This window comes from Actibacterium sp. 188UL27-1, assembly GCF_016901225.1.
Taxonomy (GTDB): Bacteria; Pseudomonadota; Alphaproteobacteria; order Rhodobacterales; family Rhodobacteraceae; genus 188UL27-1.
Map to the genome: position 1 here is coordinate 207,547 of NZ_JAFEUL010000004.1, position 23,487 is coordinate 231,033.

At 60.3% G+C, this 23,487-nt stretch carries 19 protein-coding genes; 11 read left to right on the forward strand and 8 right to left on the reverse strand.

Going from position 1 to position 23,487, the window contains the following annotated elements; all coding sequences use genetic code 11:
- Positions 1 to 163 precede the first annotated feature (163 nt).
- Positions 164 to 1,429 carry a helix-turn-helix domain-containing protein gene (locus IU397_RS07885; protein ID WP_204412166.1) on the forward strand — a complete coding sequence of 422 codons (1,266 nt, stop codon included), beginning with the start codon at positions 164 to 166 and terminating at the stop codon, positions 1,427 to 1,429.
- Positions 1,430 to 1,533: 104 nt separating this feature from the next.
- Entirely contained in the window at positions 1,534 to 2,667 is a 1,134-nt protein-coding gene (gene ispG / locus IU397_RS07890; RefSeq protein WP_204412167.1) for a flavodoxin-dependent (E)-4-hydroxy-3-methylbut-2-enyl-diphosphate synthase, read from the forward strand.
- Between the two features lie 104 nt (positions 2,668 to 2,771).
- On the opposite strand, the gene IU397_RS07895 is transcribed toward ispG, so the two are convergent.
- The 3 genes from IU397_RS07895 to IU397_RS07905 all read right to left on the reverse strand — a co-directional run bounded on the left by IU397_RS07895 (position 2,772) and on the right by IU397_RS07905 (position 4,702).
- Positions 2,772 to 2,990 carry a DUF1127 domain-containing protein gene (locus IU397_RS07895; protein ID WP_204412168.1) on the reverse strand — a complete coding sequence of 73 codons (219 nt, stop codon included), beginning with the start codon at positions 2,988 to 2,990 and terminating at the stop codon, positions 2,772 to 2,774.
- 192 nt (positions 2,991 to 3,182) lie between these two features.
- Entirely contained in the window at positions 3,183 to 3,932 is a 750-nt protein-coding gene (locus tag IU397_RS07900; protein WP_204412169.1) for a DsbA family protein, read from the reverse strand.
- A complete protein-coding gene (locus IU397_RS07905; RefSeq protein WP_204412170.1) occupies positions 3,932 to 4,702 on the reverse strand; it encodes a M48 family metallopeptidase in 771 nt (256 codons plus the stop codon). Before IU397_RS07905 ends, IU397_RS07900 begins: the two co-directional genes overlap by 1 nt.
- A gap of 142 nt (positions 4,703 to 4,844) precedes the next feature.
- On the opposite strand from IU397_RS07905, the gene IU397_RS07910 reads away from it, so the two are divergent.
- The 5 genes from IU397_RS07910 to IU397_RS07930 all read left to right on the forward strand — a co-directional run bounded on the left by IU397_RS07910 (position 4,845) and on the right by IU397_RS07930 (position 12,194).
- Positions 4,845 to 5,984 (forward strand): pyridoxal phosphate-dependent aminotransferase, encoded by a 1,140-nt coding sequence (locus IU397_RS07910; RefSeq protein ID WP_204412171.1) that lies wholly within the window; start codon positions 4,845 to 4,847, stop codon positions 5,982 to 5,984.
- 234 nt (positions 5,985 to 6,218) lie between these two features.
- Positions 6,219 to 8,756 carry a PBP1A family penicillin-binding protein gene (locus IU397_RS07915; RefSeq protein ID WP_204412172.1) on the forward strand — a complete coding sequence of 846 codons (2,538 nt, stop codon included), beginning with the start codon at positions 6,219 to 6,221 and terminating at the stop codon, positions 8,754 to 8,756.
- Between the two features lie 88 nt (positions 8,757 to 8,844).
- A complete protein-coding gene (prfB, locus tag IU397_RS07920) occupies positions 8,845 to 9,972 on the forward strand; it encodes a peptide chain release factor 2 (RefSeq protein ID WP_204412173.1) in 1,128 nt (375 codons plus the stop codon).
- A gap of 75 nt (positions 9,973 to 10,047) precedes the next feature.
- Positions 10,048 to 10,842: a DUF2189 domain-containing protein gene (locus IU397_RS07925; RefSeq protein ID WP_370541636.1), complete on the forward strand. Its 795-nt coding sequence runs from the start codon at positions 10,048 to 10,050 to the stop codon at positions 10,840 to 10,842.
- On the forward strand, positions 10,839 to 12,194 hold the full coding sequence (locus tag IU397_RS07930; protein ID WP_204412174.1) for an amidase: 1,356 nt from the start codon (positions 10,839 to 10,841) through the stop codon (positions 12,192 to 12,194). Before IU397_RS07925 ends, IU397_RS07930 begins: the two co-directional genes overlap by 4 nt.
- On the opposite strand, the gene IU397_RS07935 is transcribed toward IU397_RS07930, so the two are convergent.
- The 5 genes from IU397_RS07935 to bcp all read right to left on the reverse strand — a co-directional run bounded on the left by IU397_RS07935 (position 12,167) and on the right by bcp (position 17,000).
- The gene (locus IU397_RS07935) at positions 12,167 to 13,573 is read right to left on the reverse strand and encodes an MFS transporter (RefSeq protein WP_204412175.1); all 1,407 of its coding nucleotides are present in this window, start codon (positions 13,571 to 13,573) and stop codon (positions 12,167 to 12,169) included. The two genes, IU397_RS07930 and IU397_RS07935, sit on opposite strands and share 28 nt — an antisense overlap.
- A 91-nt stretch (positions 13,574 to 13,664) precedes the next feature.
- On the reverse strand, positions 13,665 to 14,180 hold the full coding sequence (locus tag IU397_RS07940) for a polymer-forming cytoskeletal protein (RefSeq protein WP_204412176.1): 516 nt from the start codon (positions 14,178 to 14,180) through the stop codon (positions 13,665 to 13,667).
- Positions 14,170 to 15,492 (reverse strand): M23 family metallopeptidase, encoded by a 1,323-nt coding sequence (locus tag IU397_RS07945; RefSeq protein ID WP_204412177.1) that lies wholly within the window; start codon positions 15,490 to 15,492, stop codon positions 14,170 to 14,172. The genes IU397_RS07940 and IU397_RS07945 overlap by 11 nt, the downstream gene beginning before the upstream one ends.
- Before the next feature lie 167 nt (positions 15,493 to 15,659).
- Entirely contained in the window at positions 15,660 to 16,475 is an 816-nt protein-coding gene (locus IU397_RS07950; protein WP_204412248.1) for a ferritin-like domain-containing protein, read from the reverse strand.
- 63 nt (positions 16,476 to 16,538) lie between these two features.
- Positions 16,539 to 17,000, reverse strand: coding sequence for a thioredoxin-dependent thiol peroxidase (bcp, locus tag IU397_RS07955; RefSeq protein ID WP_204412178.1), 462 nt, complete (start codon positions 16,998 to 17,000; stop codon positions 16,539 to 16,541).
- 96 nt (positions 17,001 to 17,096) lie between these two features.
- On the opposite strand from bcp, the gene IU397_RS07960 reads away from it, so the two are divergent.
- Genes IU397_RS07960 through IU397_RS07975 form a run of 4 tightly spaced genes read left to right on the forward strand, consistent with a single transcriptional unit; the run spans position 17,097 to position 23,416 of the window.
- Entirely contained in the window at positions 17,097 to 20,393 is a 3,297-nt protein-coding gene (locus tag IU397_RS07960; RefSeq protein ID WP_204412179.1) for an AsmA-like C-terminal region-containing protein, read from the forward strand.
- Positions 20,390 to 21,484: a tRNA preQ1(34) S-adenosylmethionine ribosyltransferase-isomerase QueA gene (gene queA / locus IU397_RS07965; protein ID WP_204412180.1), complete on the forward strand. Its 1,095-nt coding sequence runs from the start codon at positions 20,390 to 20,392 to the stop codon at positions 21,482 to 21,484. The genes IU397_RS07960 and queA overlap by 4 nt, the downstream gene beginning before the upstream one ends.
- A gap of 48 nt (positions 21,485 to 21,532) precedes the next feature.
- Complete coding sequence (locus IU397_RS07970) at positions 21,533 to 22,807, forward strand: MFS transporter (protein WP_204412181.1); 1,275 nt, start codon at positions 21,533 to 21,535, stop codon at positions 22,805 to 22,807.
- An 18-nt stretch (positions 22,808 to 22,825) separates the two neighbouring features.
- The gene (locus IU397_RS07975) at positions 22,826 to 23,416 is read left to right on the forward strand and encodes a DUF924 family protein (RefSeq protein ID WP_204412182.1); all 591 of its coding nucleotides are present in this window, start codon (positions 22,826 to 22,828) and stop codon (positions 23,414 to 23,416) included.
- The last annotated feature ends 71 nt before the right edge of the window (positions 23,417 to 23,487 follow it).

The window sequence follows — 23,487 nt, forward strand, 5'->3', positions numbered from 1 at the left end:
TGGGCACATTACCGTCAGAGAATGAACGCATCCCTAAGGTAACATCGCTATTCCCCCCTGCACCTGCTGCCACATCGTGTTAGTATTCCTGAAATGCCGGTGAGTCGCACAATCATATCGGCAATCTGGGGACAGCAAACGTGGCAGAATACAGGTCGGGTACATGCTAGGGCGGAGACAACCGCCCCAACCGCCGCAAAAGGCAGAACCCAAGCGGTTCGACGACTTCGACCTGCGTCTGGGAGACATGATGCGGGGGGAGCGTGCGACTCTTGGCAAATCTTTGCTCGACGTGCAACGCGACCTCAAAATCAAAGCCACTTACATCGCTGCTATTGAGAATGCGGACGTTTCAGCCTTTGAAACGCCGGGATTTATTGCGGGCTATGTGCGCTCCTATGCACGCTATCTGCAGATGGATCCCGAATGGGCCTACGAGACGTTTTGTCAGGAAGCGGAATATACACCCCGGACCGGTCTGGATCCGAAGGGGCAGGCGGCGGCCAATCCAAAGGCCACCGCCAAGGCACCGCCCCATGTCAGCGATTCCATCTTTGACAATGCGGTGTTCTTTGCACCCCGCAGCGATGGGATCCTGTCGCGGATTGAACCGGGTGCCATTGGATCATCCCTGGTGCTGTTGGCGTTGATTGGGGCCATTGGCTATGGTGGATGGGCGGTTTTGCGCGAAATTCAACAGGTCCAGGTGACGCCGGTCGAGCAGGTGCCAGGCGTTGTGGCTGAGGTTGATCCGCTCAACGGTGCCACGGATATGGTGGAAGTGACCTCGGATTTGCCGGGCATGTCGCCGGCGCGCCCCGATGCGTTGGACCGGCTTTATCGTCCGCAGGCGCTGGATGTGCCTGTGATGGTGGCCCGCGACGGACCGATTGTGACCATTGATCCCGGGATGAGCGGTGCGTTGCGCGGGCAGATTGATCGCCCGGCGGATCGACTTGCGGCAACGCCTGCCAAGCCGGATCGCCCGATTGGACCGGAAGCCGCTGTTGATACCGCATTTGTCGAACCTGGCCTGACAGATCGGCCTTCGCCCCAGGTGCTGGCTGAGAATGCGCCTGATGTTTTGCTTGTGGCGGTGAATGACGCCTGGGTACGCATCCGCAGCGCCGATGGCACCACAATTTATGAGCGGACCATGGCGGCGGGCGATACCTTTGCCCTTCCCCCGACAGAGCAACCCGCAACCCTGCGCACTGGTGCGGGGGGCTCGATCTACTTCATGGTGAACGGAGAAACCCACGGGCCCGCCGGGTTGTCGGGTGAGGTGATCGATAATATCGCGCTGGAATCTGGCACCTTGGCAGATACGTACGCCAAGGTAGATCCGGCGGCCGGCGGGGCCGGTCAACGGGCTGTCGAAGTGGCGGAAGCCGCATTGGCCCCGTTGCAGGCCAATCCGGCCGACTAGGTTTTGGGGGCGACTGAAATGTCGCATACCGTGGACAGTCTGACAGCGTATCCTTATCCTGCATTGCAAATGTGTCGTTTCACCGTGACAGGGGCCTGTCAGCTATGTCGATCAATCACATAAGACCGTGGCGCAACATTTATCGACGGGACAGCCGCCAGATCAATGTGGGGCCGGTCAAGGTCGGGGGGGATGCGCCGATCAGCGTCCAGACCATGACCAATACCCTGACCACGGACGTTAAGGCCACGATTGAACAGGTTCAGGCCTGTGCCGAGGCGGGGGCGGACATCGTGCGGATCTCTGTCCCGGATGAAGCGTCATCCAAGGCGCTGCATCAAATCATCCCCGAGGTGAGTGTTCCGATCGTTGCGGATATTCACTTTCACTACAAACGCGGGATTGAGGCGGCCGAGGCCGGGGCTGCCTGTCTGCGGATCAACCCTGGCAATATCGGGGATGCGGCGCGCGTGCGCGACGTGATCGCAGCCGCCCGTGACCATGGGTGTTCCATGCGGATCGGGGTGAATGCCGGATCCCTGGAAAAGCACCTGCTGGAGAAATATGGGGAGCCGTGCCCTGATGCGATGATCGAAAGCGGACTGGATCACATGCGGATCCTGCAGGATAACGACTTTCATGAATTCAAGATCAGCGTGAAAGCATCTGATGTTTTCATGGCTGCCGCAGCCTATCAGGGTCTGGCCGAGGCGACGGATGCACCGATCCACCTGGGCATCACCGAGGCAGGCGGCTTGACCTCTGGCACGATCAAATCGGCCATCGGACTTGGCAATTTGCTTTGGATGGGCATCGGCGACACCCTGCGCGTCAGCCTGTCAGCTGATCCGGTCGAGGAGGTGAAGGTCGGGTTTGAGATTCTCAAAAGCCTTGGCCTGCGCCATCGCGGGGTCAATATCATCAGTTGCCCCAGCTGCGCCCGCCAAGGTTTTGACGTGATCAAGACTGTCGAGGCCCTGGAAAAACGGTTGGAACATATCAAGACACCCATGTCGCTCAGCATCATCGGCTGTGTCGTGAACGGCCCGGGCGAGGCGTTGATGACCGATGTCGGCTTCACCGGCGGCGGGGCCGGGTCCGGTATGGTTTATCTCGCCGGTGCGCAAAGCCACAAATTGAGCAACGATCAAATGGTCGACCATATCGTGGAGCAGGTGGAACGGAAGGCCGCTGAACTCGATGCCGCCGCCGATGAGGGCGCAGTCGCGGCTGAATAGTGAGCGCCTGATAAAGCAGAAGGTCATCAGCCTGCGAATTTCCATGGAACGGGTGTCATGAAACACCAGTCATGGAAATAGGAAGGCTAATATCCAGCGAGAGCTCACAACATCGCGCGTGCACCCATGACATAACTTGCGATTTGCTGGCGGGTTATGCCGCGTTCCGCAAGCTCAGCATCGCTGAGGGCGCATAGCGCTTCGATCTGGCGGTTGAACGGATGACGTTCGCCCATGCGGATCAACATGTTGAAAACGGTTCGAAATGGTGTGGTCCAGGCAGGTCCGGCAGTGCTGCCAGCATGTTCAAATGTCGTGGCCATGGCGATGGCTCCTCTTGGTCTAACTGTGTTGTCCTAAATCTAGGCGGCATGCTGCAACGCGGCAAGACCATCCTGCGCAAAGCCGGTTTGCGTTCAAATCATAGTTTAAAATGATTTCTATCGGGCCAAACCAGCCCAAATCAATGATCAGGCGATATGCTGCATCGCAGCGTGTCGCCTGCACAGCCTCGGTCAGTTGGCCGTGTCGCGTGCCTCGGCCACGATCTGGCGCATACCATCCAACGGTAGGTATCCTCGGATCATCTGACCGCCCATGACAAAGGTCGGTGTGCCGTTGATCTGCAACCGCTGGGCCAGCGCGCGGTTCTGGGCGATGACGCCGTCGATCTCTGGGGCGGCCATGGCGTCCATCACTTTTTCGGTTTCCATACCGGCCGCATCGGCGATCTCGCGCAGGGCGGCGTCGTTTACCTCACCCTCCAGCGTGATCAGCTTGTCATTGGCAACCTTGTAGGCCGCGGGCCCTTCGGTTTGCAGCGCGGCAATGGCAAAGCGTGACGCGATCAGGGATTGCTCTCCCAGTATGGGGAATTCCTTGATGATCAGGCGAATATTGCCGTCGCTTTCAACCAGCTCTGTCACCTCGGGATGGGCCCGTTTGCAGAACCCACAACTGTAATCCAGGAATTCCACGATGGTCACATCCCCTTCGGGATTACCACCGATCCAGCTATAGCCGTCATCGTACAGGTCCGCCGTATTGGCCGCTACCAGCGCTTGGTCGGCTTCGGCCTGTTCCGCCTCCTGCCGCTGTTCCAAAACGGCAATCGCCTCCCGCAGTACTTGCGGGTTTTCCAGCAGATACTCGCGGATCTGAGCACCAAACGCCTCCTTTTCCGCCGCGGTCATGTTCGTCAGATCCAGCGCGATGGCGGTCAGGGGCGCCAAGACAAGGGCAGTGCTTAGCAACAGGGCTTTCATCAGGGTTTCCTTTGTTTGCTCTGCCGTTTGGCAGCATCAAGAATATCCAGGGCGCTGCGCGATCCGATAGAGCCCCGCGGCAATTGATCAAAAGCACGTTGGGCATGGAACGCCGCGTCCTTCAGTCGTCCGCGCATGACATAGCGTTTCGCCGTCGCCAAGGCAGCCTGGTCATCTTGGCCGGTCTGGGCATAAGCCAGCCCAAGGGACCGCATGAGGCGCAGGTTGACCGGATCCCGGGCGCGGGCCTTTTCCAGCACATCAAAGGCGACTTTGGGCTGTCCGGCGGCCAACAGGGATTGGCCATGTCTTGCTTGGATCAGCGGCTCTTTCGGGGCAAAGAGTGCGGCGCTTTGATAGCTGCCGACAGCTACTCCGAAACCCCCGCTCTCCAAAAGGATCTGGCCCCGTAATTCATGGGCATAGGCATCTTTGGGAAGATGGCTAAGCAGCACATCGAATTCGGCCAAGGTTTTTTGCGTTTTGCTGTCCTTTTGGAAGGCCATCGCGCGTGCGGTCCGGGCCGAGTTTGAGCTGCCTTTGCGCATCCGCCGCAGCGCATAGCTGGGCTCGCTGATATAGGCGGACAGCTTGTCCCGGACCCGGGCAAACCAGTAGGCCGCTGTCGGATCGGTCGGCAATGCGTCCTTACAGGCGGCTGCAAATCCCGGGATCTGCCGCAACCGGTCCCAAGACAGCGGATGGGTGCTGGCATAGGAGCATGGCCGTGTACGCGACAGGATATCCTGGCCCGCTAAAACCTGTATCATTTCGACGCGGCCTTGGCATTGTTGGGCAAGGCGAGCGCGAAAGCAACGGCCATGGCCGCGCGGAAAAACCAAAGATGGCGTGCCATTGACCGCATCCTGGCCCCCTGTAACAACGCTTAGGCGTAAGTGTAGGGAGAGTGGGATGCGGAGTTCAAGGCGAAGTGAGGTCGATCCCTTCATCGTGATGGATGTCATGGAAGCCGCCCGCCAGGCCGAGGAGGCCGGGCGCCACGTGATCCATATGGAGGTGGGTCAACCGGGCACACCCGCGCCGCAAGGGGCACGCGATGCCTTGGCCCGCGCGCTCCAATCCGATGCGCTGGGATACACCGTCGCGCTTGGCCTGCCCACATTGCGTCAGCGGATCGCCCGGCTTTATGGCGATTGGTATGGGCTGGACCTGAACCCAGACCGGGTGATCGTCACGCCGGGGGCGTCGGGCGCGTTCATTCTGGCATTCACCGCACTGTTCGAGGCGGGGGACCGCGTCGGGCTGGGCTTGCCCGGCTATCCGTCCTACCGGCATATCCTGACGGCCCTGAGCCTTCAGGCCGTTGGGCTGCCTGCCGCGCCTGAGAACCGTCTGCAGCCGGTCCCGTCAGATGTACCAGCCGACCTGAGCGGCCTGATCCTTGCCAGCCCGGCCAACCCGTCCGGGACCATGCTGGACCGCACCGCGCTGAGCGGGCTGGTAGAGCGTGCCGAGCAGATCGGGGCGGCCGTCATCTCGGACGAGATCTACCATGGTCTGCATTACGACAACCGGGCGATCAGCGCGCTGGAGGTCACCGATGATGTCGTGGCGGTGAATTCCTTCTCGAAATATTTTAGCATGACGGGGTGGCGCATCGGTTGGATGGTCGTACCCGAAAGCCAGATCCGCACCTACGAGCGGCTGGCCCAGAACCTTTTCATCTGTCCCCCCCACGCCAGTCAGATCGCGGCCCTCGCCGCCCTGGACTGCATAGAGGAATGCGAGGCCAGTCGCACGGTCTATGCCGCCAACCGTCAGTTGATGATCGACGGATTGCCCAAGGCCGGGATCACCAATTTCGCGCCCCCTGACGGGGCGTTCTACATCTATGCCGATGTCAGTGACTTGACCAATGACAGCCGGGAATTCGCCAGCCAGATCCTGGCCGGAGCAGATGTGGCCGTCACACCGGGATTGGACTTTGACCCAGCCCGGGGCGGCACAATGCTGCGCTTTTCCTATGCCCGCGCGACAGAGGATATTGCCGAAGGTCTTTTCCGGTTGGAAAGGTTCATGGCACAGCGATAGGGTCTTTGTCCGAACTGGACCGTGCATTCTGCGATCATGCTCAAGCGGTCAAACCACCATTCATATGTATCTTATATGCGTGCTTTGTGTACGCTGCGTGTCGTGCAGAGGATCCCGGACGCGGCACTGGGTCTCAATCCGCCGATCTGAGGGAAAACTGCACAACCTGTGTTTTGACCGCCGGGGTCTAACGCCATATACTTCTGGTTAACAAACAAAGGTTAGAGGCAGGGCGTGACCCGTTTTATCGCAAGTTTCTTCGGCGGCATTTTCGCCATGATCACCACCGGGGCCTTGTTTGCCGCGCTGATGATCGTGGCCGTCTTCTGGATGTACGGGCGTGATTTGCCCAATCATGAAGAATTGGCCCAGTATAGCCCTCCCACAATCAGCCGGATCTATTCGGGTGAGGGGCGCCTGATCGATGAATTTGCCCAGGAACGCAGGCTTTTCACGCCCGCCACCGATATCCCGGAAATGGTAAAGCAGGCCTTCATCTCCGCGGAAGACAAGAATTTCTATCAGCACGCGGGCTACGATCCGATGGGCATGGTCTCTGCGGCTGTGGATGCGGCCCAAGGCGGGCGCCTGCGCGGGGCGTCGACGATCACCCAACAGGTCATGAAGAACTTTTTGCTGTCAGGCGATCGGTCGGCCGAGCGCAAGATCCGGGAACTGATCCTGGCGGCGCGTGTGGAGCAAGCCCTTGATAAAGAAAAGATACTTGAGCTGTATTTGAACGAAATCTACCTGGGCGCAAATTCCTACGGCGTATCCGCTGCCGCCCAAACCTATTTCAACAAGACACTGTCGCAGTTGGACATTCATGAAGCCGCCTATCTTGCCGCTTTGCCCAAGAAGCCGGCAGATTTGCACCCCGTGCGCAATCAGGATGCCGCGGTAGGGCGGAGGAACTTTGTCCTGAAAGAGATGTACGAGAATGGCTACATCACCAGAGATATCTACGAGGCAGAAAAGCAGGAGCCGCTTCGGTCGGTCCAAAACGGCGATTTCGACAGCTTCCGAAAAGGTCTGCCGCCGCGCGATTATTTCACCGATGAAATTCGCCGTCAGCTGAGCCGCAACTTTGGCCAGGATGAGTTTTTTGGCGGTGGTCTTACGATCCGCGCCACGATTGATCCGGAGCTTCAGGCCGAGGCCGCCGCGGCATTGCGCCGCGGATTAGAGCAGTTTGACCGCGGTACCAAACGGTGGCGCGGCACGGGCGAAACCATCCCTCCCGAACAGCTGACGGATGAGGGCTCGTGGCGCGCGGCATTGGCCAAAGTCAAGGTGGCCCGCGATATCGACCTGGTCTCCCAATGGCATCCGGCAGTTGTGTTGGAGGTGAACGAACAGAGCCTAAGCATCGGAATTGAAGGTGTGACCGAAACCGATGCGGAACCCTTCACGGTTCCGCGCAAAGACATCGCCTGGATGCGCGGTGATTTCTTTGAGAATTTCGAGATCGGCGATGTGGTTCATGTGCGCCGCATGGTCGAAGATGGGAGTGGCACCTTTATTCGGTGGACACTACGCCAGGTGCCCGAGGTGCAGGGCGGCTTCATGGCCATGGACGTGAACACCGGGCGCGTGCTGGCCATGCAAGGCGGCTTTTCCTATCAGCATTCGGTGTTCAATCGCGCGACCCAGGCAACCCGGCAGCCCGGATCGGCGTTCAAGCCGTTTGTTTATGCTGCCGCGTTGGACAGCGGCTATACACCCGCAACAATCGTTGTCGACGCCCCGATCGAGATCAACACGCCCCAGGGAGTCTGGCGACCCAAGAATGCATCGAACCGGTTTTATGGCCCGACCCCTGTCCGCACCGGGATTGAGCAGTCGCGCAACCTGATGACAATCCGTCTGGCCCAAGAGGTCGGCATGGATACTGTTGCGCGCTATGCCGAACAATTTGGCGTTTACAACAGTATGAACCGGTTCCTATCCAACGCGCTCGGCGCCGAGGAAACGACCTTGTTCAAGATGGTCTCGGCCTATGCAATGTTTGCCAATGGCGGGGAGCGGGTGGAACCCACCCTTGTCGACCGTGTTCAGGATCGCTGGGGCAAGACCGTGTTCCGCCATGATCAACGCACCTGCGAGGATTGTCGGACCGCATCCCTCAACGTGGGAGAAACACCGCGGATCACATCAGATCGTGATCGCGTCATTAATGCGATCACTGCGTATCAGTTGACCTCTATGATGCGCGGCGTGGTGCAGCGGGGCACGGCGCGAAAGAACGTAAACCTTGGTGATGTTCCCGTGGCGGGCAAAACCGGCACGACGAACGATTCCAAAGACGTGTGGTTCGTGGGTTTCACGAACTCCATCGCCGCTGGCTGCTATATTGGATATGACCGGCCACGCAGCTTGGGGCGCAGCGCATCGGGCGGCGGGATGTGTGGCCCTGTGTTTAACAGCTTCATGAAAAAGGCGACGGCCAAATACGGTGGCGGCGATTTTGATGTCCCCCCCGGTGGGCGTTTCATCAAGATTGATCGCTTCAGCGGCGCTCGGCTGAGCGACAGCGCGGGCGGTGCAAACGTGGTTGCGGAATATTTTCGCGATGGTGAAGAGCCGACCTTTGGCCTTGCCGCTTTTGTTGATGGCGGCTTTGCCATGGGCTCCGATCTGCCGCTCTTTGCCGCCGGCGATGATGATTTGAGCGGCTCGACTAAGACGGTCACGACATCGACGGGCCGCCGGGTGAAAATCGCGCCGAAGGCCAGTATCCAGTCGATCCGCTCCCGCTCCGGCTTGTACTGACGGCTGATCCCGGCACCGCTCGCCACCCTTGTGGTGCGCCGAGCGGCGCTGTATCACACCAGCCTGACCCCAAGATCCGAGATGCCCCATGCGCGCCGAAGCCCAAAACACCGCTGATGCCATTCGCAAGTCGCTTGCCCTTCTTGGTCAGCGCCTGAACTGGGACACCGCACCCCATCGGCTTGAAGAATTCAATGCCCGTGTCGAGGATCCGGATCTTTGGAACGATCCGACAGCTGCGCAAAAGCTGATGCGTGATCGCCAGATGCTGGTCGATGCCATGGAAACCTATACCAGCATTGAGCGGGACCTGAACGACACGTTGGAACTGATCGAACTGGGCGAGATGGAAGAGGATACAGAGGTGGTGGCCGATGCCGAGACCTCCCTTTCTGCGCTTGCCGAAAAGGCTGCGGCCCGGGAATTGGAAGCCCTGCTCGACGGGGAGGCCGATGGCAACGATACCTTCCTTGAGATCAATTCAGGCGCAGGCGGCACCGAATCCTGCGACTGGGCCAGCATGCTGGCGCGGATGTATGTCCGCTGGGCCGAAAAGAAGGGCTACACGGTCGAGCTGCAGTCAGAGACAGCAGGTGAAGAGGCGGGTATCAAATCCGCTGCCTACAAGATCAGCGGACCCAATGCTTATGGCTGGCTGAAATCAGAAAGTGGTGTGCACCGCCTGGTGCGGATCTCTCCGTTCGACTCAGCGGCCAAGCGCCATACCAGCTTTTGTTCCGTCTGGGTTTATCCGGTGGTTGACGACAATATCGAGATCGAAGTGAACCCTGCCGATATCCGCATCGACACCTATCGCAGCTCGGGCGCAGGCGGGCAGCACGTGAACACGACCGATTCAGCTGTGCGGATCACCCATAACCCGACCGGCATCGTGGTGACATCATCTGAAAAGTCCCAGCATCAGAATCGCGACATCGCCATGAAGGCCCTGAAGTCACGGCTTTACCAGATGGAGCTGGACCGTCGGAACGCTGCCATCAACGAGGCACACGAAAACAAGGGCGATGCCGGCTGGGGCAACCAGATACGGTCCTATGTCCTGCAACCTTACCAGATGGTGAAGGATCTGCGCACGAATCATGAAACGTCGGACACAAAGGGTGTTCTGGATGGGGACTTAGATGGCTTCATGGCGGCGACCCTGGCCCAGGGCGCAGCGGGCAAGGGACGGGACGAGGCGCAGGCCACCGCCTGACCCTGCGGAAAGATCTTGTCGGGCCGCTCGACCCTCGGGCATTATGAGGCCGAGGCCTGCCTAAGGATTGCGTATGTGGACCAGCTGACAGATTACATTCCGCCCCGGGACGCATCGCCGCGCCCCTCCATCCGCACGCTCACCTTTCAGGATCTGGTGACGTCGCTTTTTCGCGGATGGCATGACGCGCGACGCGCCTGGCCCTTTGGATTGATATTTGCGGGCTTTTACGTAGCGGGTGGCTTGATCCTGACCTTTCTGTCACCGGGCTTTTTGTGGCAGATTATTCTGCTTGCCTTGGCCTTTCCGCTTTTCGCACCTTTTGCCGCTGTGGGGCTCTATGAAGTCAGTCGCCGGTTGGAACGCAGCCTCAGGCTCGACGGGTCAGAAATCCTGGGCGTGCTTTGGCGCGAGCGGAACCGTGAAATCCCATGGTTGGGCGGCCTGATCGTCTTTTATTTTCTGTTCTACAGCTTCTTGGCACATATGATCTTTGCGCTGTTCATGGGATTATCGGCGATGACCAACGTCTCAACCTCGTGGGAGGCGTTTCTGACGCCGAATGGCTTGACCATGATCGCCGTGCAAGTGCTGGTGGGGGCGGTGCTGGGGTTGCTGCTTTATGCGTTGACGGTGATCTCCTTGCCGCTGGTGCTGGACAAGGAAATCGATTTTGTCTCAGCAATGATTTTGAGCGTCGGAGTCGTTCGTCAGAACCCGGCTGTTATGTTCACATGGGCCTTTATCCTGGGTGCGGTGATGCTGTTGGCAATGATCCCAGCCTTCCTTGGCCTCTTGGTGGCGCTGCCGGTCCTGGGTCACGCATCCTGGCACCTTTACCGACGCGCATTGAGCCACCCCGTGGCATGACGGGGCCAGCCCGCCGCCGGATGGAGGCAACGCTGACCCGTATTGATACGTGCAACGATACAATCAATGCCATCGTTTCACTGCGCGACCCCGATACACTGTTGGCCGACGCCGACCGCGCTGACAGATCAGATCTGATAGGTCCGCTCCACGGTATCCCAATGGCCGTTAAAGATCTGGTCGCCACCGCCGGGATCCGCACGACCCTTGGTTCCCCCATCTTTGCCACCCATGTGCCAAGCGCTGATGATGCCGTTGCACGACGATTGCGACAGGCCGGGGCCATCCTGATCGGCAAGACGAATACGCCCGAATTTGGCCTTGGCTCCCATTCCTATAACCCGGTGCATGGGGTGACCCGAAACCCCTATGATACCCGATTGACGGCAGGCGGATCATCGGGCGGCGCGGCGGCGGCTTTGGCCTGTGGTATGGTCGACCTGGCCGATGGGTCTGACATGATGGGCAGCCTGCGCAACCCGGCGGGCTGGTGCAATATCTATGGATTTCGGCCAAGCTGGGGTCTGGTTCCTGCGGATGCCGTGGGCGACAGCTATCTGCACATGCTGGCCACGGACGGGCCCATGGCACGCAGCCCCGCAGGCTTGGCAAGACTGTTACAAGTGCTTGCCGAGCCCGAGCCGTTGCGCCCCTTCGGACGCAAGCCCGAGGATTTCACGGCCGCGCTGGCGCACCCAGCAAGGCGATCACGCATCGGATGGTTGAACGATTGGGATGGGGCCTATCCCATGGAGCCGGGCATTCTTGACCTGTGCCGCGATGCGCTGGCGATATTCGATACGCCGGTGGAGCGGATGTTGGCCCCTTTCGATGCCGCCCGATTGTGGACAAGCTGGACAACCTTGCGTGCCTTTTCCGTCGCAGCAAAACTGGAGCCGCTTTACGCCGATCCGATCAAGCGCGCCCAATTGAAACCGGAGGCGATCTGGGAGGTCGAGCGCGGGCTCGCTCTTTCGGCCATGGATCTGCAACGGGCCAGCCTTGACCGGTCCGACTGGTTTCGAACCGCCATGACACTGTTTGGCCAGTTTGATTTTTTGGCCCTGCCCACGGCACAGGTTTGGCCGTTTCCGGCTGACTGGCATTGGCCGAAATCGATCGACGGTACCGAGATGAACACCTATCACCGCTGGATGGAAGTAGTGATTCCGGTCAGCCTGATCGGGTTGCCCTGCATTGCTGTGCCTGCCGGGTTCGGTCCGGCGGGGCTGCCCATGGGGGTGCAGCTTTTTGGGCCGCCGGGGTCTGATGTGGCGCTGTTGCAGTTGGCACAACATTACCATGAGCGCACCGATTGGACGGGTCAGCGTCCGCCCATACTTTGGGGTTGAGTGGCGGCGCGCGGCAGGTAGATCAATGCGCCAATACAGGACAGCCCGGCCAGAACCGCCGCAACCCCGCATAGCAGGGTAAAGGCGCGCGTTGTCGCAATGGCATGCGCGGCATCCGGATCCGCGGCGCCAAAGCTGAGCGCGCCGCCATAGGCCCCATAAACAACCGCAGCGAGGCTGCCCATGGCCGCCACCGCGATCAACCCGGCCAGACGACTGACCGCATTGTTGACGCCCGATGCCGTGCCGGTCGATGCGGCAGGCACCGAGGCCATAATGGTCGTGGATAATGGCGTGACAATCAGGGCCATGCCAGCGCCAAGAACCACGCAGCCCGGAAACGTCCGGGTCCAGAATTGCATGGCAGGAGCAGTGATTGCGATAGCGACGTAGGCGATGGCCAACAGGCCGCATCCCGTGGCGATCAAGGGGCCTGCGCCAAACCGCGGCTCTAACCGGCCGATCCGGGCCGAAAACAGCCCGATAAAGACCGATAGGGGGGCAAAGGCTGCGGCCGCTTCGATCGCGGTGACACCCCAGGTGGAGATGACGGTCATTGGCAGGTAAAACAGCAGGGTCGATAGCGCGAAATAAATGGTAAACGTGATCGCATTGGCCGCTGAAAAGGCGCGGTCTGCAAACAGGCCAAGGGGCAACATGGGGCAGGGGGAGTGGGCTTCGACCCATAGGAACAGTGCCAGTGCTGCAATCCCGAAAGTCGCCAGACCAAGGGATGCGCTTTGTCCATGTTCGGCCCCCGTCAACGCCCAGGCCAAGGCACCAAGCCCAAGGGTCGCCAAGGCCGCGCCGGGCAAGTCCAACCCCGCTGTTGCTGTATTGGGATCCCGATCAACATGGCGGATCAACAGCCACAATGCCAGGGCACCCAGGGGCAGGTTCACCGCAAAGATCCACCGCCAGATGCTATCCGTGCCAAAGGTCAGCAGGAGACCACCAATGATCGGGCCGGCAGCCGTGGTGACGGCGGATGCGGCGGCCCAGGTTCCGATGGCAGCGCCCCGTTCACCGTCAGGATAGGCGCGGGCGATCAGCGCAAGGGATCCCGGGACCATGAAGGCCGCACCCACTCCCTGGACCAAACGCGCGATGATTAGAGACTGCGCATTGGGAGCCGCGGCACAAAAGACAGAGGCCACGACAAACAGCGCAATCCCGCCGCCAAAGACCCGGGCCAGCCCAAATCTGTCGCCGAACGCGCCGCCAACCAGGATCAAAGCCGACAATGTCAGCAGATAGGCGTTGGAAATCCATTGGGCCTGGGACAGCGTCGCGCCCAGATCAGCGCGCATGGCTGGCAGTGCAATGGCCACTACAGATCCGTCGATGAACCCCAGGGCAGAGGCCAGGATGGCCGTCACCAACAACCATCTCCGATTGGCAGTTGCACAGATCGGAAACGAAGACACCGCCGAAGGCGGCGGTGTCGGGTGTTGGATATGCTGGGTGATCCTACCCGCCAGCGGCGGCGGGTTTCGCAGCTGGTGCACCAGCCACTGGCTTGCTCGCATTGGCATTGAGCGGATCGTCCTGCCGTTGGACCGATCCTTCGAAATGCGCACCGCTTTCAATGGCGATGGTCTTGTGGATGATGTCCCCTTCGACCCGCGCGGTCGAGGTAAGGCGGACCTTCAAGCCACGTACCCGGCCCACGATCCGACCATTGACGATGACGTCATCGGCCACGATCTCTCCCTTTACGGTTGCGCCTTCGCCAACAGTCAGCAGATGGGCGCGGATATCACCTTCGACCGTGCCTTCGACCTGGATATCGCCCGACGTTTTGATGTTGCCGGTAATGGTTAGATCGGACGAGATGACCGATGCAGGCGGTTTTGCCTTTGTGGCGGATGGTTTACTATCCATCGCGGGCTTTGCGGCCGCTGCCGGGGCGTCTGACATGCTGGTCTTATCTCCTTCACCGGGCTTTGCGGCGCCGGGCTCGTTTGTCCTGCTTTTAGAAAACATCGTTTGCTGCCTTGATGTAGATCATCGGATTGACGGGTTTGCCTCCGACGCGCACTTCATAGTGCAGGTGGGTGCCGGTCGATCGGCCAGAATTTCCCATATCACCGATCCTGTCCCCGCGCGAGACCCTTTGGCCGACAGAGACGCGAATCTGGGCAAGATGGGCGTATCTCGTTTCGATCCCGAACTCGTGCTGGATCTTTATTAGACGTCCGTATCCTGATTGCCAACCGGCATGGATGACCACCCCGTCTGCGGTGGCGGTGATCGGCGTACCGTGGCTTGCTGCAAAATCGGTACCGTTATGCATGCGGCCCCAGCGCGGCCCAAAGCCGGAGGTGTAGCGAAAGGCTGACTTCACCGGAATATCGAAAGGCGCCTTTTGCGCTGCCAGCCGGTACAGGTTCACCCGGTCCAGGCTTTTCAGGATATCGTTGGCGCGCTGGCTGTCCGGATCCAGTGGCCCGCCCTTTGTCGACACGATCAAGGGTGTCAGCGGCCCGCCTTGGCCGGAATATCCCCGGCGCACGGTTTCGATCAGCTGTTCGGGGGGGAGACCCGCCGCGCTGAACATCTTATCCAGCGGTGCCACGGATACGGTGACCGCCTCTTCCAACTGGGCAAAGATCTTGTCATTGCGGTCCAGGATCAATTCGCGCTCGAAGGCGATGGCTTCCATCTCTTCCCGGGCGAAATCGGCCTCATCCGCCAGATCATCCCGCTCCACCGCGGTGGTTTGCAATGCGGCTGTCAGAAAATCCAAGGTGCCTGCAATATCCTGGGCAGAGGCGACAGCGGTTGACGTTTCCTCACTCTCACCGGCGATTTTGGCCACCAGCCGGGACGCTTCATCGCGGGCTGTGTCACGCTCTTTGGTAGTGCGGCGCAGGGTCGACTGGATGACACCGATGCCGGTTTCCAACTCGCGCCTGCGGTCTTCGGATGCCAATAGTTCGGACTGCATCTCCGAAATGGTGCGCAAGGCCGCGTTGAACCGTTCCTGCGCTGCGACCGCTTCTGCCGCACGGGCGTCACGCGTATCGGACAACTCGTTCAGCCGCGTTTCGTAGGTTGCCTGGTTCCGCTTTGCCTGATCACGGGCATTCCCCGATCCGATGCTATCCATCAGCAAAACTGCTGTGACGATGATCGTCCAGCCCAGCAGCATTGCACCCCCGGCCAGAACCATGGCCTGCGTCGCAGATCGCAGTCGAATGAATCGTGTTTCGGTGTCGGAACGCAAGAAGAGCCGCTGTTCAGGCAGGCGACGTTCTAGATACGTATGGAAACGGTGCTTAAAGCCAGCTCGCAATGACTCGTCCCTGTTGACCCTGTCCTCGATCTTGCCTCTCGTATCCCCCCGGACGGGCAAGCTCGACCCCAATTAGCTTTGGGGGCGGTCGGGCGCAAGAAAATTGGCTATATTTTGAGGACTTGCGAGGTATTGTTGGCGTTATGCGCAAGTTTTTGCCGATGACCCTAGGGCGTTAACCCTTCTGAAAGGGGCCAGTAGAAATCAGGGGGAATCCCTGCTTCGGCCCGCTTTTCCTCGTTGAAAGGCGGCTTCAGTTGACCGTGGAAGTAGTGCCGGACCAGTCGGTGGAACGCCTCCTTGGGGTCGGCATCTTCGCGCCCACACAAAAAGTGAAACCACTTGGAGCCATAGGCGACATGGCTCACCTCCTCGCCATAGATGGTCTCAAGTGCGGCAACAGCGCGGTCATCCTTGGCATTCTGAAAGATCTTGATCATGCTTGGGGTCACGTCCAACCCGCGGGCTTCCAAAACCATGGGCACGACGGCAAGGCGACCCATCAGATCATCCACAGTGTTTTCGGCTGCCCGCCACATCCCTGCATGGGCCGGCAGCGCGCCGTAATGGCTGCCCATCGCCTCCAGACAATCACTGACCAGGTTGAAATGCTTGCTCTCTTCATCTGCGGCCTTCACCCAATCGTCGTAGAATCCCGGCGGCATCGGGATATGGCCAAACCGTGCGATGACGTCCCAGTGCAAATCCACCGCGTTCAGCTCGATATGGGCAACGGCGTGCAGGATTGCGATGCGCCCCTCAACCGTGCCAGGCTTGCGGCGGGGCACGTCACGCGGGCTCAGCAATTCAGGTTTTTCCGGCCGGGCAGGGCGCAGGGGCGGAGTGGCTGTGCCGGTTTCTGGCAGTTCACCATTGGAGCGAGCCGCAAACCAATCGGCGGCATGGGCGCGTGACAAAGCTGTCTTCGCGCGCCCATCGGCAGTGGTCAGAACCTCGGTTGCCAGTTCGGCCAGGGCGCGCATGGGATCCTCGTCGTGGATGGGGCGTTCCCGCTCCATCCCATTGCGATCGCGCCATGGCAAGGGTCAGAGCGCTTTGACAGCCTCCAGCACCTTTTCCACATGGCCAGGTACCTTAACCTTGCGCCAGGCCTCGCGCACCGTGCCGGTGCCATCGATGATAAAGGTCGACCGCTCTATCCCCATATATGTCTTTCCATACATGCTCTTCTCGGCCCAGACGCCATATTGCTCGCACACGTCGTTGTCTTCATCCGACAGCAACGCGATCTTCAACGCATGCTTGTCCCGGAACTTGTCGTGTTTTTTCACGCTGTCTTTTGAGACACCCAGGATAACAGCGCCCGCCGCCTCGAACGCGTCCAGATGTTCGGTAAAGCCGATAGCCTGCTTGGTGCAGCCCGACGTGTCATCCTTTGGATAGAAATAGAGGACAACCGCCTTTGGCTTCAGGTTGGAAAGTGTGACGCTGTCGCCGCCATCGCGGGGCAAGGTGAAATCTGGTGCGGGTTGGCCCGTTTCGATCATGGGGTCGTTATCCTATATCAACGTTATGCTATTCATTTTTAGTGCCGGGCGGGCAATGATAAAGGTCTGAGGACCCGATAAGAGCAGCACACAGACGTGACCGAGCCATCAGACGCAGATCCAAAGGCGAAAAAGCAGCCTCGGCGGACCCGGTCTGCTGCCAAATACATGTGCATCTGGACCTTTGATGTCGTGGTGATTGTCGCGCTGTTATTCGGTCTTGCGGTCTTTGCCTTGCCGGAGCGGGAATTGGGCGCCCCCCGCTGGGTCACCGCCCGCGCGGAGGCCTGGCTATCGGGCAGCTTGCCCGGAGCGACGGTGGATGTCGCGCGCATCGGTTTGATCTTTGGCGATCTGGGCACGCCGCGGGTTGTCTTTCACGATGTTGGTCTGACCAATGCCAGCGGGATCCGGGTGATGCGGGTGCCGGAATTGCAGGTGGGTCTGGCCAAGGGCAGCTTTCTGCGCAAGGTGCCGCAGCTTGAACGGTTGGAAGTGTCCGGTGCCACGATCGTTGCCCGCCGCGACCGGGACGGGCATATCGATCTGGGCTTTGACATGGGTGGCCCGGCAACCGCCAATCGCGATCTGCCCGATATAATCGAGACCATTGACGCAGCCCTACTGACCGATGGGTTGTCGAGCCTGGACCGGATCGTGATCGATGATGCGATGCTGTTTTTCCGCGACGAACGCGCCGGGCGGACCTGGCGGGCGGATGATGGCCGTCTGACCATAGAAAACAGCGCCCAGACGCTGGAGGTGCGCGCAAGCTTTGACATTGATGGTGGGCGCATCGAAAGCTCAATGGCCTCCGCTAAAGGTGACCGGGCCGCGCAGTTTTCGGCCCGCATGGACAATGTGCGTATTCGCGATATCGCGGCACAATCCGACCTGCTGAGCTGGCTGCGCTCGGTCAGCGCCCCCCTTTCGTTTTCGGTTCGGGGCCGGGTGGACGAGGCTGGCGGGCTAGGGCAGATGGATGGTCAGATTACCGTAAACGGCGGACAGATCACGCGATCCGATGCAGATCCCGTGCCATTTGACGCCGCACAAATTTATCTCAGCTACGCGCCAGAGACGGGGCGGATCGATATCGACGATCTGCAGGTTCGCGCGCCCCAGGCCACCGTTGTCGCTGCCGGCCACGCCTATCTGGAGCGTGACAGCGATGATCGCGCCGTGGGCAGCATCGTGCAATTGCAGTTGTCCCAGGTGAATGCCGATCCCAGCGGTGTTTTCGAACAGGCCGCGGTTTTTCAAGAAGGAGCCCTTGACCTGCGCGCGCGTTTTGACCCGTCGCAGGTCGATCTGGGTCAGCTTTACCTGAAAACCGTTGATGCCAAGACCGGCGCGCCAACGCATATTCGCGCCACGGGCAAAGGGCATCTGACCTCCGATGGGTGGGATGTGGCACTCGACGCCACCGTGGACCGGGCCGATTACAGCACTGTTCTTGCCCTTTGGCCGCAGACCGAAGGGCCCCGAACGCGGCAATGGCTGATCGAACATCTAAGTGCTGGCACGATCTTTGACGCCACCGCCGCGTTTCGGTCCAGGCCCGGGCAAAAGCTGGAAAGCTCTGTCGTTTATGAATTTGCCGATGCCACTTTGCGCCCCATCGACACATTGCCGCCCATCACCGGCGCAAGTGGTTATGCGTCAATTCGCGATCACGCTTACACGATGACGCTGGATCAGGGGGGCACTTTACCCGATCAGGGGGGGCAGATTGACCTGGCGGGCTCTGTCTTTCGGATCCGCGATATGCGCGAACAACCGACCCCCGGCAGTCTCACCTTGCAAACCGATGCAACGATCACAGCCACGCTGTCTTTGCTGGATCTGCCGCCGTTCAACGTCATGTCCCGCGCGTCGCTTCCGGTCGATCTGGCCCAGGGGCGCGCGGTTGCAACGTCCCAAATCGATCTGCCCCTGCGCAAGGTCACCATCGATGACGTGCAGTTTGCCGTAACCGGCACCTTGTCTGACGTTCAATCGGATATCATCGTGCCGAACCGGATCCTCGCGGCCCAGACGCTCGATCTGCAGGCCTCCAACCAAGAGGTCTCGATCGGTGGGGCAGGGGCGCTGGATACGGTTCCGCTTCGGGCGACATGGGTCAAGGCACTGGGGGAGGAGGCCGCAGATCAAGGCTCCCGCGTCGAAGGCACGGTTGAGTTGAGCCCAACCTTTGTCGACCGGTTCAATATCGGCTTGCCTGACGGCATGATCAGCGGCGCCGGGCAGGGGCAATTCGCCGTCAACCTGCCACAGACCGGCCCGCCGCGTTTTGAACTCACCAGTGACCTCAACCGCGTGGGGTTGCGCATTGCCGAACTGGGCTGGCGCAAGGATGCGGCGCAAAAGGGCAGCCTGGCAGTGGCCGGTCAACTGGGCGATACGCCCCGGATCGATACACTGTCCCTGAAAGCGGGAGGTTTGACGGCGGAAGGCCGGGTTTCTGTCACACCTGGCGGCAATCTGGAGGCCGCAACCTTCAGCCGGTTCGCCCTGGATGGATGGATCGATGCGCCCGTGACCTTGCGGGGACGCGGCGGCGACAGTTCACCTGCCGTGGCCATCCGTGGCGGCTGGGTGGATCTGCGCCGGGCCAATATCGGCGGGGGATCGGGCGGCAGCCGGGCCGGGGGCCCGATGACTGTGGCGCTCGATAGTCTGATCATCTCCGAAAATATCAGCCTGGGTGATTTTCGCGCGACCCTGAACCGGCGCGGCGGTCTGAACGGGGAATTCGAGGGCAAGGTGAATGGGACGGCTCCCGTCACGGGTCAGGTGGCACCGGGACAAGGCGGAGGTACGGCCGTGCGCATGACATCCGGCAATGCGGGCGCGGTCTTTAGCGCGGCGGGCCTGTTTCGAAAGGCGCGCGGCGGTGACATGACCCTTGTGCTTAACCCCACCGGCAAGGCCGGCAGCTATAACGGTCAACTCAAGGTAAAAAACACCAAAGTACAAAGCGCGCCGGGCCTGGCGGCGATCCTCAACACGATCTCGGTAGTTGGTCTGTTGGAACAGTTGAACGGGCCCGGACTGTTGTTCAACGACATCGACGCTGTCTTTCGATTGACGCCCAACGCCGTTCAGATTACCCGCGCGTCCGGGGTCGGGCCATCGGTCGGGATCTCTTTGGCGGGCGTGTTTGATATCGAGGGCAACCGGATGGATGTGCAAGGCGTGCTGTCGCCGATCTATGTGCTCAACGGCATTGGTCAGATCTTCTCCCGCCGGGGGGAGGGGTTGTTCGGCTTTAACTACCGAATGCGCGGCGCCATGGATCGCCCTCGCGTGACGGTCAATCCGCTCTCCGTTCTGACGCCCGGCATGTTTCGGGAGATCTTTCGCCGTCCACCGCCATCGCTTGGCCAATGAGGCTGTCGGATTTCGACTTTGACCTGCCGGAGGGCCTAATCGCCACCCGGCCCGCCCGGCCCCGTACCGCGGCACGGCTGCTGATCTGCCAGGGCGACAGATTGGATGAGGCGCGCGTGGCCGATCTGGGGCGCTATTTGCGGGCAGGCGACAGATTGGTCCTGAACAATACAAAGGTCATTCCGGCGCGGCTGACCGGGCAACGTTTTCGCGACGGGGCCGAGGGACGCACCGCCGCCCGGATCGAAGTGACCTTGCTGGGCCCGCGCGCCGACGGCACCTGGGCCGCGCTGGCCAAACCCCTGAAGAAAGTGCGAGACGGAGAGGAGATCGCGTTCGGAGTGGGGTTCTCTGCCCGCGCCACCGGCCGGGCAGACGGGCAGATCCACCTGGCTTTTTCCGTCGAAGGTGCCGCTTTCGATGCGGCGCTGGAGGCTGCGGGTCAGATGCCGCTGCCCCCTTACATTGCGGCCAAGCGTGCCGCCGATGCCCGCGACAGGGATGATTATCAGACCGTCTTTGCCCGCAGCCCTGGCGCGGTGGCGGCCCCCACGGCGAGCTTGCATTTCGATGACGGCTTGCTGGCGGATCTGCGCGGTATGGGCGTGGACATGACAGAGGTCACGCTCCATGTCGGGGCGGGCACGTTCCTTCCCGTCAAGGTCGATGATGTCAGCGATCACCAGATGCACGCGGAATGGGGGCAGATCACCGAAGAGGCCGCGGCACAGATCAACGCTACCAAAGCCGCTGGTGGGCGGATCATTCCGGTTGGCACCACGGCGCTTCGCCTGCTCGAAAGTGCCGCCACGGGACCGGGCCAGATTGGGCCGTTCCACGGCGAAACAGACATCTTCATCACGCCCGGCCATACATTTCGCATCACCGATGGACTGATGACCAATTTCCATCTGCCAAAATCCACGCTCATGATGCTGGTCAGTGCCCTGATGGGAATCCAGACCATGCGCCAAGTCTATGACCACGCAATCAAAAACGGATTTCGGTTCTTTTCCTACGGCGATGCTTCGCTGCTTTTCCCGCCAGAGACGGAATTCGACATCGGCGAGGCGTTTTCGCGAGATCCTTGACCGGTAAGCTGCGCTAAAGCGCAGGAAACAGTACCGCGCGAGCAAGCCATGATCCAAGTTTTCTTCCGCACGTGGCCCCTGTTGTTGGGGATGCTTCTTTTGATGGTTGGCAATGGCGTGCAGGGCACGCTTCTGGGGATCCGTGGCGGGATCGAGGGGTTCTCCACCTTCCAGATGTCGATCATCATGTCGGCCTATTTTCTGGGCTTCCTTGGCGGTTCCCGTCTCACCCCCGAGATGATCCGCCGCGTCGGCCATGTTCGGGTCTTTGCGGCGTTGGGGTCGTTGATCTCGGCCATCCTGATCCTCTACCCGGCGCTGACCGACCCCATCAGCTGGACCCTCGGCCGGATCATCATCGGTTTTTGCTTTTCGGGCGTCTACGTGACGGCAGAAAGCTGGCTCAACAACTCGGTCGATAACTCTATCCGCGGCAAGGCGCTGTCGCTTTACATGATCGTTCAGATGGCGGGTATCGTGGCCGCCCAAGGCCTGGTGGGCATCGGTGATCCATCGGGTTTTATCCTTTTCATTATTCCGTCCGTGCTGGTTTCGATCGCCTTTGCCCCGATCCTGCTCAGCATCAGCCCCACGCCTGCTTTTGACACCACGAAACCGATGACCTTCCGGGAACTTTGGACATTCTCCCCCTTGGGCTGTGTCGGCATGGCCCTGTTGGGTGGCGTCTATTCGGCGCTTTTCGGAATGGCCTCGGTCTATGGGTCTGAGGCGGGTCTGAGCGTGCCTCAGATCTCCATCTTCATCGCAGCGATCTATACGGGTGGGTTGCTGCTGCAATATCCGATCGGCTGGGTGTCTGACCGGGTCGATCGGCGCCTGCTGATCCTGTTCGTCTCTGCCGTCAGCACCGTCGCGGCGTTTGGCGCCATGGTGCTGAGCAGCAATTTCACGACCCTGTTGATCATGGCCTTTGTGATCGGTGGCATGACCAACCCGCTTTATGCCCTGTTGATCGCCTATACCAACGACTACCTGGAATACGAGGATATGGCGGCAGCGTCCGGTGGGCTGATCTTTATCAACGGGCTGGGCGCCATTGCGGGGCCGATCATCACCGGGTGGATCATGGGGCTGATCGGGCCCCAGGGGTTTTTCCTTTTCCTGACGCTGCTGATGTCGGCGATGGTGCTTTATGCAGGCTACCGGATGACACAGCGTGCCGCGCCCTCTGTCAGCGATACCGGCAGTTACGCGCCGATCCTGGCAAGCGCCACGCCGGTCGCTCTAGAGGTCGCGCAGGAAGTCTTTATCGAAGCAGCACAGGAAGACGAAGAGGGGAACCAACCCGAAACCGGGACGTAACCCCAAGGAGGAGGCGTTATGGTGAACCCGACAGAGATCCTGCATTTTTGGCTGCAAGAGCTTGAACCCAAGGACTGGTATCAAGCGACCGACGCGCTGGACCGGACTTGCGCAGACAGATTCGGGGCCAGCCTGACAGCCCTTAATGCCGGGCAGCTTGAACATTGGCGCACCCGGCCCGACGGCGCGTTGGCCTATATTTTGCTGGCCGATCAACTCTCCAGGAACATCCACCGCAATCAGGCCGCGGCCTTTGCCACCGATGCCCGCGCCCGCATCGCCGTGGGCCAGGCCATCCGGCGAGGATGGGATCTCAGTTTCCCGGAACCTGAACGGCAATTCTTCTATCTGCCGCTTGAACATTCCGAAAGCCTGCAGCACCAATCCCGCGCCGTGCGGCTGATCCAGACCCGGATGCCAGAAGACGGGGCCCAGACCCTGCTCCATGCCCGAGCCCACCGGGATGTCATCCGCCGGTTCGGCCGGTTCCCTGGTCGCAATGTCGCATTGGGCCGCAACAGCTCCCCCGCAGAGATCGAATTCATCGAAAATCACGGATATGCTACAGTGTTGAAAGAACTCGCACCAAAACAGGGACTGGCGGCCTAGGCCAATCCTTGCGTCACGATCACGCGCAATTCCGCTCTTTCGGTCCTGCCCACAGATAGTTTAACATCAAA